Annotated in this window: 12 protein-coding genes; 8 read left to right on the forward strand and 4 right to left on the reverse strand. The window is 67.8% G+C overall.

All coding sequences use genetic code 11. From position 1 onward, the window contains the following. Positions 1-24: 24 nt before the first annotated feature. The gene (gene obgE, locus Y710_RS12835) at positions 25-1,530 is read left to right on the forward strand and encodes a GTPase ObgE (RefSeq protein ID WP_062367614.1); all 1,506 of its coding nucleotides are present in this window, start codon (positions 25-27) and stop codon (positions 1,528-1,530) included. After that, positions 1,520-2,638 carry a glutamate 5-kinase gene (proB, locus tag Y710_RS12840; RefSeq protein ID WP_045539523.1) on the forward strand — a complete coding sequence of 373 codons (1,119 nt, stop codon included), beginning with the start codon at positions 1,520-1,522 and terminating at the stop codon, positions 2,636-2,638. Before obgE ends, proB begins: the two co-directional genes overlap by 11 nt. 242 nt (positions 2,639-2,880) lie before the next feature. On the opposite strand, the gene Y710_RS12845 is transcribed toward proB, so the two are convergent. The 4 genes from Y710_RS12845 to Y710_RS12860 all read right to left on the reverse strand — a co-directional run bounded on the left by Y710_RS12845 (position 2,881) and on the right by Y710_RS12860 (position 6,169). Further along, complete coding sequence (locus Y710_RS12845) at positions 2,881-3,303, reverse strand: ectoine synthase (protein ID WP_006896653.1); 423 nt, start codon at positions 3,301-3,303, stop codon at positions 2,881-2,883. After that, positions 3,300-4,598 (reverse strand): diaminobutyrate--2-oxoglutarate transaminase, encoded by a 1,299-nt coding sequence (ectB, locus tag Y710_RS12850; RefSeq protein WP_062367615.1) that lies wholly within the window; start codon positions 4,596-4,598, stop codon positions 3,300-3,302. The genes Y710_RS12845 and ectB overlap by 4 nt, the downstream gene beginning before the upstream one ends. Before the next feature lie 37 nt (positions 4,599-4,635). Continuing rightward, positions 4,636-5,160 (reverse strand): diaminobutyrate acetyltransferase, encoded by a 525-nt coding sequence (ectA, locus tag Y710_RS12855; protein ID WP_006896655.1) that lies wholly within the window; start codon positions 5,158-5,160, stop codon positions 4,636-4,638. Positions 5,161-5,266: 106 nt separating this feature from the next. Then, complete coding sequence (locus Y710_RS12860; RefSeq protein WP_062367616.1) at positions 5,267-6,169, reverse strand: Sir2 family NAD-dependent protein deacetylase; 903 nt, start codon at positions 6,167-6,169, stop codon at positions 5,267-5,269. A 61-nt stretch (positions 6,170-6,230) separates the two neighbouring features. Between Y710_RS12860 and rsmD the strand changes: the two genes are divergently transcribed. The 6 genes from rsmD (at position 6,231) to mutM (ending at position 10,478) form a co-directional block, all read left to right on the forward strand. Further along, positions 6,231-6,776, forward strand: coding sequence for a 16S rRNA (guanine(966)-N(2))-methyltransferase RsmD (gene rsmD / locus Y710_RS12865; RefSeq protein WP_039867503.1), 546 nt, complete (start codon positions 6,231-6,233; stop codon positions 6,774-6,776). Positions 6,777-6,827: 51 nt separating this feature from the next. Continuing rightward, entirely contained in the window at positions 6,828-7,316 is a 489-nt protein-coding gene (gene coaD / locus Y710_RS12870) for a pantetheine-phosphate adenylyltransferase (RefSeq protein WP_006896658.1), read from the forward strand. 147 nt (positions 7,317-7,463) lie between these two features. After that, positions 7,464-8,252 (forward strand): DivIVA domain-containing protein, encoded by a 789-nt coding sequence (locus tag Y710_RS12875; RefSeq protein ID WP_006896659.1) that lies wholly within the window; start codon positions 7,464-7,466, stop codon positions 8,250-8,252. Positions 8,253-8,322: 70 nt separating this feature from the next. After that, positions 8,323-8,889: a YceD family protein gene (locus tag Y710_RS12880; protein WP_231875740.1), complete on the forward strand. Its 567-nt coding sequence runs from the start codon at positions 8,323-8,325 to the stop codon at positions 8,887-8,889. Continuing rightward, the gene (gene rnc / locus Y710_RS12885) at positions 8,886-9,590 is read left to right on the forward strand and encodes a ribonuclease III (protein ID WP_006896661.1); all 705 of its coding nucleotides are present in this window, start codon (positions 8,886-8,888) and stop codon (positions 9,588-9,590) included. The genes Y710_RS12880 and rnc overlap by 4 nt, the downstream gene beginning before the upstream one ends. Positions 9,591-9,602: 12 nt before the next feature. Further along, complete coding sequence (gene mutM / locus Y710_RS12890; protein WP_062367617.1) at positions 9,603-10,478, forward strand: bifunctional DNA-formamidopyrimidine glycosylase/DNA-(apurinic or apyrimidinic site) lyase; 876 nt, start codon at positions 9,603-9,605, stop codon at positions 10,476-10,478. Positions 10,479-10,886: the final 408 nt, after the last annotated feature.

The following is a 10,886-nucleotide window of genomic DNA, read 5'->3' on the forward strand; positions in this document are numbered from 1 at the left end:
GACCCATTCGAGGAAGGCTGGAACATGTCACGCTTCGTCGACCGCGTGAAGATCGAGGTCGTGGCGGGCAACGGCGGCCACGGCTGCACGTCCGTGCATCGCGAGAAGTTCAAGCCGCTGGGCGGCCCCGACGGGGGCAACGGCGGCCGGGGCGGCGACGTCCGGCTGGTCGTCGACCCGCAGGTGCACACCCTCCTCGACTTCCACTTCCGGCCGCATGCGCGGGCGACCAACGGAAAGCCCGGCATGGGCGGCAACCGGAACGGCGGCGCCGGTGAGGACCTGATCCTCAAGGTACCCGACGGGACGGTGGTGATCGACGAGGACGGCGAGATCGTCGCCGACCTGGTCGGTGCCGGTACCGAGTTCATCGCCGCGCAGGGCGGCCGGGGTGGTCTGGGCAACGCGGCGCTGGCCTCGCGGGCGCGTCGGGCGCCGGGATTCGCGCTGCTCGGCGAGCCCGGAGACGAGCGGGAGTTGACCCTCGAGCTCAAGTCGGTCGCCGACGTCGGGCTCGTCGGCTTCCCGTCGGCGGGCAAGTCGTCGCTGGTGTCGGTGCTCTCCGCGGCGAAGCCGAAGATCGCCGACTACCCGTTCACCACGTTGGCTCCCAACCTGGGCGTCGTGACCGCCGGTGCCGAGGTATTCACCGTCGCCGACGTGCCCGGCCTGATCCCCGGAGCGTCGCAGGGGCGCGGACTGGGACTGGACTTCCTCCGGCACCTGGAGCGCTGCGCCGTCCTGGCGCACGTCGTGGACTGCGCGACCCTCGAACCGGGACGCGACCCGGTGTCGGACATCGACGCGCTCGAGGCCGAACTCGCGGCGTACCAGCCGGCGCTGGACGCCGACCACTCGCTGGGCGACCTCGCCACGAGGCCGCGCGTGGTCATCCTGAACAAGATCGACATTCCCGAGGCGGCTGAGCTGGCGGATCTGGTGGAAGCCGACATCGCCGAGCGAGGCTGGCCGGTGTTCCGCATCTCCGCTGTGGCCCACCAGGGACTGTCGGAGCTGACCTTCGCGCTCGCGGAGATGGTGGCGCGGTACCGGGCCGAGCACGCCGAGCCCCTGGCCCGCCGCGCCGTCATCCGGCCCAAGGCAGTCGATGAGTCGGAGTTCACCGTGGTCGCCGATCCCGATGTCGAGGGCGGGTTCATCGTGCGCGGGGCCCGTCCGGAGCGGTGGGTGCGTCAGACGCAGTTCGACAACGATGAGGCCGTCGGCTATCTCGCGGATCGGCTGAACCGCCTCGGCGTCGAGGACGCGCTGGTGAAGCGGGGTGCCAAGCCGGGCGCGCCGGTGACGATCGGCGAGATGACCTTCGACTGGGAGCCCACGACTCCGATGGGCGAGGCCGTGCCGATCACCGGCCGCGGCACCGACATCCGTCTGGAGCGCAACGACCGAGTGGGTGCCGCAGAGCGCAAGCTCGCGCGCAAGATGCGCCGCCAGGCTTCCGATGAGAACGAGCTGGGTTGGGGCGCAGGGGATCTCGGGCAGGAGGAGTCGGACGTCGATGACGAGTGATGTTCGGCAGTTCCTCGCGACGGCCCGCAGCATCGTCGTGAAGATCGGTTCGTCCGCCGTCACCGACATGGTGACCGGTATCGACCACGCCAGGCTCGACGCGCTGGTCGACGCACTCGAAGCACGGATGCGCGCCGGATCGGACGTCATCGTCGTGTCGTCGGGGGCCGTCGGCGCGGGAATCGCGCCGCTGGGCCTCAAGAAGCGGCCCCGCGATCTCGCGACCAAGCAGGCGGCGGCGAGCGTCGGCCAACTCCGCCTGGCGCACGCCTGGGGGACGTCGTTCGCTCGTTACGACCGTACCGTCGGCCAGGTGCTGCTGACCGCCGACGACGTGTCGAACAGGTCCCACCACGCGAATGCGCAGCGAACTCTCGACCGGCTTCGCGCGCTGCATGCGGTGGCGGTCGTCAACGAGAACGACACGGTCGCCACCAACGAGATCCGCTTCGGCGACAACGACCGGCTGGCCGCCCTCGTCGCGCACCTGGTGCACGCGGACGCGCTCGTGCTGCTGTCGGACGTCGACGGGCTGTACAACGGCGATCCCCGCAGACCCGGCCCTGACGGCCAACCGGCGCGGCTGATCGAACAGGTCGACGGACCCGACGACCTGGACGGAGTGATCGCAGGCAACGGCGGTGCGCTGGGAACGGGCGGCATGGCATCGAAGCTGGCGGCGGCGCGGCTGGCGGCCGACTCGGGTGTCCCGGTGCTGTTGGCCGCGGCCTCGGCCGCCGGTGAGGCGCTGTCGAACGCTTCGGTCGGCACCGTCTTCAAAGCCCGGCCGACCCGGATGTCGGCCAGACGGTTCTGGGTGCGCCACGCAGCCGAGGCGCGCGGCACGTTGACGCTCGACGACGGTGCTGTCGCCGCGGTCTGCGGTCGGCGACGGTCGCTGTTGGCCGCGGGTGTCACCGCGACGGTCGGCGACTACTCCGACGGCGACGTGGTGGAGCTGGTTGACGCGGCCGGAACAGTTCGCGCCCGAGGCGTCACATCGTATGACGCCGACGACGTCGCGCAGATGATCGGCCGTTCGACGTCCGAGCTGCCCGCCGATCTGCGCCGTCCGATCATCCACGCCGACGACCTGGTCCCGGCCTGACTCCGGGTTTCGTCGGAGGAGAGTGTCGAGGCGGTGGTGTCTCGATACGCTCGCTCACTTCGTTCGCGTGCGACTCGACTGGCCTGGGGCGCGGCTTGTCGACTGGCCTGGGGGGGACGGCCCGGCAGGGTTGTCGAGTAGGCCCGGAGCGCAGCGGAGGGGCGTATCGAGACCGGGCGGACACGGAACCGAAAGCGCCCACCCGACCAGCGGTCGGGTGGGCGCTTTCGCTGCGGAAACAGTCAGTCGGCTCGGTGCTTGCCCTCGCCGGCGGGGACCGTGACGAGCGGGTAGACGCCGTTCTCGTCGTGGACCTCGGTGCCGACCACCGGCGGGTTGAAGACGCACAGCATCCGCATCTGCTCGTCGACGGTCACGGTGTGACGCTCGTGGCCGTCCAGCAGGTACATGCTGCCCGCGCGGAGCGGGTAGATCTTCCCGGTCTCCCGGTCGAGCAGGGTGCCCTTGCCCTCGACCAGCCAGACGGCCTCGACGTGGTTCGCGTAGTGGAACTCGTTGATCGAGCCGGCCGCGATCGTGGTCTCGTGGAACGAGAATCCGACCCCGTCGCCACCGAGCACGATCCGCTTGGAGACCCAGTTGCCCTTCGGGTCGGCCACCTCGCGGTCGGTTCCGGTGATCTCTTCGGTGGTGCGGACGATCATGCTTCGGCCTCCTCGGGGGCGGTGTCGGCAGCGAAGGCCTCGTCGACCGATTCGCTCAGGATCTGCAGACCGTGGGCGAGATCCTCGCTGCTCATGGTGAGCGGGGGAAGGAGTTTGACGACCTCGGAGTCAGGACCCGACGTCTCGGCGAGCAGGCCCTTGGAGAACGCGATCTCGCACGTCCGGCCGGCCAGCTCGGGCTTGTCGAAGGCGAGGCCCTGGACCATGCCGCGGCCCCGGTGCGACAATCCGTCGTGGCGCTGGCACAGGTCCTCGAAGGACTGCGCGATCTCCATGCCCTTCGCCTTCACCTGGACCGAGAGCGCATCGTCGGACCAGTACTTGTTGATGGCGGCGGTCGCGGTCACGAACGCGGGGTTGTTGCCGCGGAACGTGCCGTTGTGCTCGCCGGGCTCCCAGACGTCCAGCTCCGGACGGAGCAGGGTCAGTGCGAGCGGCAGTCCGTAGCCGCCGATCGACTTCGACAGCGTGACGATGTCCGGCACGATGCCGGCCTCCTCGAACGAGAAGAACTCGCCGGTGCGGCCGCAGCCCATCTGCACGTCGTCGACGATCAGCAGGATGTCCTTGCGCTTGCAGAGGTCGGCCAGGCCGCGCAGCCACTCGGGACGCGCCACGTTGACGCCGCCCTCGCCCTGAACGGTCTCGACGATGACGCCGGCGGGCCGGTTGAAGCCCGAGCCGGAGTCCTCGAGAACACGCTCGAACCAGGCGAAGTCTGCGACGCTGCCGTCGAAGTAGTTGTCGAAGGGCATCGGCGTGGTGTGCACCAGCGGTACGCCGGCGCCGTTGCGCTTCATGGCGTTGCCGGTCACCGCCAGCGAGCCGAGCGTCATGCCGTGGAAGGCGTTGGTGAAGTTGATGACCGCTTCGCGGCCGGTCACCTTGCGGGCCAGCTTGAGCGCTGCCTCGACCGCGTTGGTCCCGGTGGGGCCGGGGAACTGGACCTTGTAGTCCAGCCCGCGGGGCTCCAGGATCTTGGCGGCGAAGGTCTCGAGGAATTCGCCCTTCGCGCGGGTCGACATGTCGAGTCCGTGAGTGATTCCGTGACGGACGATGTAGTCGACGAGCGCATCCTTCAGAACAGGATTGTTGTGGCCGTAATTGAGAGCGCCTGCGCCTGCGAAGAAGTCAAGATAGCGATTCCCGTCGACGTCTGTCAGCCAACTGCCCTGAGCAGTGTCGAAGACGGCGGGCCAATCACGGCAGTAGGAGCGGACTTCGGATTCGTGCTTGGTGAAAGTTCGGTCGTCCAGTGCAGTTTCGATTGTCATTTTCGAGAGTTTCCTCGTTTGAGTTCTGCCGGTTCCGCTATTGAGCGGAGCCCGGCGTCAGCAGATACAGGTCCTCGGGCTCATGGGAGTCGATGAACAGTTCCGCGCTGAAGAACGGTTCGCGTGTCAATTGCAAACCGAGGGCTCGGGCAGCGCCTGCGAACAGTCGCTGGGACGCCTGATTGTCGGGGCTTATCGTGGTGTTGATGGCGACGACACCGGCTTGAGCGCAGTGCCGGAACAACTCGCAGACCATCCGCTTGGCGATCTGCTTCCCGCGTTGCGTCTCGTCGACGGCCACCTGCCACACCATGAGGGTGTCGGGTGCCGCTGGTCGACGGTATCCGGTAGCGAAGCCGACGACGTCTCCGTCGAATTCAGCCACGATCGACGTCTCGGAAAAATCCTGTGACCAGAGAACGTAGGCATAGGGCGAATTAACGTCCAGCACGCGCGAATCGCGAGCGATCTCCCATATTCTCTTTCCGTCACGGGCCCGCGGTCGCCGGAAGGTGACCGTGTTTCCGTTGTCTGTCTCCGGTGAAGGATCATTCGGGTTCATGACGTGACCGAGGCTATCGGCCGTTCATAGGAAAGTCACCGCAGATCGAATATTGCCTGCGCGGAACCCCGCCTTTGTGCAGTTCAAGCAAACAATGTGGTGTACGTCACAGTAACGTTGAACGTGCGGCAGCGATGCGGTCTGCGACCGCGGGAAGAATGACCTCGCACCGGTGGTCGATCTTCAGGGTCGCCAGGTCGTCGCCGCGCGTTCGGCCGCGGTTCACGATCGCTACCGGCTTGCCCGCGGCCACCGCTCTGCGGACGAATCTCAGTCCGGACATCACGGTCAGCGACGACCCGGCCACGAGCAGCAGGTCGGCGTCGTCGACCAGGGAGAACGCCTGAGCCACCACATCCGGGCCCACCGTCTCCCCGAAGTAGACGATGTCGGGCTTCAACACTCCGCCGCACCTCGCGCAGTCGAGCATCACGAAGTCGCCGATGTCCTCGAGCGCGGCGTCGGCGTCGGGGGCCACCTCGATCGCGCCTCGGGAGGCCACCCGATCGGCGTAGCCGGGGTTCGCCGACTCCAGAGCCTCGGCGAGCCGGTGGCGGGAGAGCTGTTCGCCGCAGCCCAGGCAGCGGACGCGACCGTAGGAGCCGTGCAGATCGACCACCGGGCGCGACCCGGCCTTCATGTGGAGCATGTCGACGTTCTGTGTGATCACCCCGGAGAGGACTCCCGCGTCCTGCAGGGTGCGCAGTGCCCGATGGGCGGCGTTCGGCGCGGCGGCGTCCATATGCCGCCATCCCAGATGGTTGCGGGCCCAATACCGGCGCCGGCTCTCTGGGGAGGAGAGGAAGGCCTCGATCGTCATGGGACGCCGCACGGGGGAGTCGGGGCTCCGGTAGTCGGGGATTCCGGAGGGCGTCGACAGTCCGGCGCCCGTCAGCGCCACCGCGCGGCGGCCGTCCATGAGTTCGGCGAGTTGCTCGGCACGGCCGTCCGGATCCGGATCGGCCACCGTGGGCGCTGCCGGGGTCCAGGCCGTCGTGCGGATGCGCATGCCGACAACGCTACTGCGGGCGGGTTCGCGGGCGCGACTATCCACTACCATGGGTCTCGATATGACCAGAATCATCGCCGGTGACTTCCGCGGCCGTCGGCTCGCCGTTCCGGCCGACACCACCCGGCCGACCTCCGACCGCGTTCGCGAGGCACTCTTCTCCATGCTCGGCTCCCGGATGGACCTGTCCGGAGTCCGCGTGCTCGACCTCTATGCCGGCACGGGCGCGCTCGGACTCGAGGCGGTGTCCCGGGGAGCGGCGTCGGCGGTGCTCGTCGAGTCCGACCGCCGGGCTGCCGGGGTGCTGCGGGACAACGTCGCCGTCTGCGGCGCAGCGTCGCGGGTCCGGATCGTCAACCGCCCGGTGGAGTCGTTTCTGGCGGCGCCGTCCGGAACGTTCGATCTGATCCTCCTCGATCCGCCTTACGAGGTGCCTTCCGAAGAGGTCGACCGAATGATCTCGGCATGCGAACCGGTTCTGGCGTCCGACGGCTGGGTGGTGGTGGAGCGCGGCCGTCGCAGCGCCGCCGTCACCTGGCCCGACGGACTGGAGGAAGTGACGTCGAAGCAGTACGGCGACACGGTGGTCGTGCTGGGTGGTCGCTGACCGCGGCCGTCGCCGCGGCGCCGGAGACGGCGTCGCGTAGATTCAGCAGACATGAGTGCTGCAGTCTGTCCCGGGTCGTACGATCCGTTCACTCTCGGCCACCGCTTCGTCGTCGAACGCACGGCTGCCCGGTTCGATCGGGTGGTCGTGGCCGTCGTGGTGAACCCGAACAAGCAGGGGATGTTCACCGTCGAAGAGCGCATCGCGCTCATCGAGCGGGACTGTGCCGACCTGGAGAACGTCGAGGTGCGCAGCTGGACCGGTCTGGTGGTGGATCTGCTGGTGGCAGAGGGCGCCGACACGATGGTCAAGGGGCTGCGTTCGGAGAGCGACTTCGCCTATGAGATCCCCATGGCGCAGATGAACCGGGAGCTGACCGGGTGTGAGACGTACTTCATGCTCACGGATCCGCGGTACGCGCACGTCTCCAGTTCGCTGGTGAAAGAGGTCGCCAAGCTCGGCGGCGACGTGACGCCCTATCTCTCCGAGCACATTCACCAGGCGCTGGCCGACCGTTTGTCGCAGACGCGCAGTGTCTGACGGATACGCCCACTGATAGTCCGGGGCCTGACGGGGCGACACGCCCGATGCGGCCCTCCGGCGTCACAGTCGCAACATTCGGCACAATGGCCTCAGTGATATCAAAGGCCGCCGAACCTACGGCTGTGCCGGATCGGAGATTGAATCGTGTACCGCGTATTTGAAGCGCTTGACGAGCTGGTCGCGATCGTCGAAGAGGCGCGCACCGTGCCGATGACCGCGGGGTGTGTGGTTCCCCGGGGCGATGTGCTGGAACTTCTCGACGATCTGCGCGATGCGCTGCCCGGCGAGCTCGACGACGCGCAGGACGTGCTCGACGAACGCGACACCCTCGTGTCGAACGCGCGTGAGCAGTCCGATCGCCTCATCACCGGTGCCGAACGCGACTCCGAGGCGATGCTCGCTCATGCGCGGGCCGAAGCCGATCGGATCCTCGCCGAGGCGAAGGCTCGAGCCGACCGGATGCTCGACGAGGCGAACGGCAACGCGCAGGCCGTCATCGCCGACGCGAACGACGAGGCCCAGCGGCTCGAGCACAGCGCCGCACGCGAGTACGAGGCCGTGACCGGCCGAGCCCGCGCCGAGGCCGGACGCGTCGTAGAGGCGGGCAACGCCAGCTACAACAAGTCCGTCGCCGACGGCATCGCCGAGCAGCAGCGGCTGGTGTCCGAGTCCGAGGTGGTCTCGGCCGCCAAGCAGGAGGCCGAGCGGATCATCGATGCGGCGCACGCCGAATCGGACCGGCTGCGCGGTGACTGCGACATCTACGTCGACGACAAACTCGCCGACTTCGAGGAGATCCTCACCGGCACGCTGCGGTCGGTGAACCGCGGACGCCAGCAGTTGCGGACGGGCGCGGGCATGCACGATTACGTCGAGTATCCGCACGGCATGGACGAGGGACCGCAGCCGGGTCCGGCGCAGATGGCGGGCTGAGGTCGCGCTCGATCCGGGACGCGGCCACTGAACTTCGTTCGAGCAGGGACTACTGAGTAACATCGTTCGGGTGACTGATTCTGGATTCGTGATCGATGTCCGGTCGGTGCCCCGCCGGGCCGGTTCGATGATCGAGAAGGCGTGGACCCTCGAAACCCCCGACCGCATCGGTGCGGAGATGATCGGCATTCCCGCCGGCGGCGAGGTGGCTTTCGACCTGCGTCTCGAGTCGGTGACCGAGGGTGTCCTCGTGACCGGTACGGTCACGGCCGTCGCCGAGGGCCAGTGCGGCCGCTGCCTGGACCCGCTGACCCAGGACGTCTCCGTGTACCTGACGGAACTGTTCGCGTACCCCGACAGTGAGACCGACCGCACAGCGGAGGACGAGGAAGAACTCGAGCGCATCGTCGACGAGCGGATCGATCTCGAGCAGGTGGTGATCGACGCGATCGCGACGGAGCTACCGCTGTCGCCGCTGTGCACGCAGGACTGTCCGGGACTGTGCCCGATCTGCGGAGTGAAGCTGGCCGACGCCGAGGAGGGCCACGGCCACGACATCATCGACCCCCGATGGGCGAAGCTGGCCGACCGGCTGACCGAGACGGACGGGGACGCCGGCGAGGACGGTGACCGGTGAGCAAACGGCCCGACCCGTCGCTGCTCACCGATGTGCTCGGCGTCACGATCAGGAACGATCTGCTGAACCTGGCGCTGACCCACCGCTCGTACGCGTACGAGAACGGCGGGCTGCCGACCAATGAGCGCCTCGAGTTCCTCGGCGACGCCGTCCTAGGCGTGGTCGTCACCGAACGGCTGTACGTCGGCTTCCCGGACCGTCCCGAGGGCGAGCTGGCGAAGATCCGGGCGAGCGTGGTCAACATGCACGCCCTCGCGGACGTCGCCCGCGGCTTGGGCGACGGCGGGCTCGGCGCACATCTGCATCTCGGCCGCGGTGAGGAACTGACCGGCGGCCGCGACAAGGCGTCGATCCTCGCCGACGGCCTGGAATCGCTGTTCGGGGCGATCTTCCTCGACCACGGCATCGAGGTCGCGAAAACGGTCATCATGAAGCTGTTCGAGCCGATCATCGAACGATCGGGCCGGCTCGGTGCCGGACTGGACTGGAAGACCTCGCTGCAGGAGCTCTCGGCCGAGCGGAGCCTCGGCCAGCCGCAGTACCAGGTCACGTCGACCGGACCGGACCACAACAAGGAGTTCACCGCGATCGCCGTGGTCGGCGGCACTCAACTGGGCACCGGTACCGGCAGGACCAAGAAGGAAGCCGAACAGAACGCGGCCGAACTGGCGTGGAAGGCACTCGAGGAACAGCCGCGTTGATCGGACCGTCCGGTGCCTGAACTTCCCGAGGTCGAGACCATCCGTCTCGGCCTGTCGACCCATCTCTCCGGTCGGACGGCGCGCGAGGTCGAGGTGCTGCATCCGCGCGCGGCCAGACGCCACGTCGGCGGACCCGTCGATCTCTCGAATCGATTGCGCGGCAAGACCTTCGAGGCCGTCGAGCGGCGCGGTAAGTACATGTGGCTGCTCGCCGCGGACCGCGCGGACGAGGTGGCCGTAGTGGTCCATCTCGGCATGAGCGGGCAGATGCTCCTCGCCGAGCAGGGTGCCGCCGATCCGGTGCACCTGCGCATCCGCGTGCCCCTCGACGACGGGAACGAACTGCGTTTCGTCGACCAGCGGACCTTCGGCGGCTGGCATCTGGACGAACTCGTCGACGCCGGGCCGCGCCGCGTACCCGAGTCGGTGGCGCACATCGCACCGGATCCCTTCGAGCCGGCTTTCGACCGCGACGGCGTGGTCACCGCGCTGCGGCGTCGGGACACGGAGATCAAGCGCGCGATCCTCGACCAGACCGTGATCTCCGGTGTCGGAAACATCTACGCCGACGAGTCGCTCTGGCGCGCCGGCCTGCACGGCCGGCGACGCACGCGCGGCATTCCGCGCGCCCGGCTGGGAGAACTCGTCGATCACGCAACCCAGGTGATGCGGGAGGCGGTCAAGGTCGGCGGCACGTCGTTCGACGACCTGTACGTGAACGTGAACGGGCAGTCGGGTTATTTCGAACGATCGTTGAACGCCTATGGGTGCGAAGGACTTCCGTGCCGTCGCTGCGAGACGCCGATGGTGCGCGAAGCATTCATGAACCGGAGCTCGTTCTTCTGCCCGACGTGTCAGCGGGTGCCGCGGCGCCGGAGGGTTGCCTGACCGACTACTCGCAATGTATTGGTGCCTGCTGTCGGTGTACGTCGCCTTCTATCGGGCGGTCCGTTCAGAATCCTTCCTTGGAACCTGCCGCGCTCGTGTGCGTCACTCGATGTCGGTACCGGCCGATAGGGTGTAGCCATCGAGTAGAGGCCACCAGTCGCGGGCCGACAGGAGGGAGTAACTGATGAAGTCCAGGCACCGTGTGAAGGCCCACGGTGAGGTCTTCACGCCGCGCCACATGGTTGAGCGGATGCTTGACCTGGTGCGCGAGGACCTGGAGACCGGCACTGACTTTGTCGACAGGACTTTCCTCGAGCCTGCAGCCGGCGATGGCAATTTCTTGGCTGCGAATCGACAGACAGCGGTGAGGTCAGGGTAGATACGGAGCTTGTCAACTTTTCCGTGTAA

This window comes from Gordonia sp. QH-12 (assembly GCF_001578675.1).
Lineage (GTDB): Bacteria > Actinomycetota > Actinomycetes > Mycobacteriales > Mycobacteriaceae > Gordonia > Gordonia sihwensis.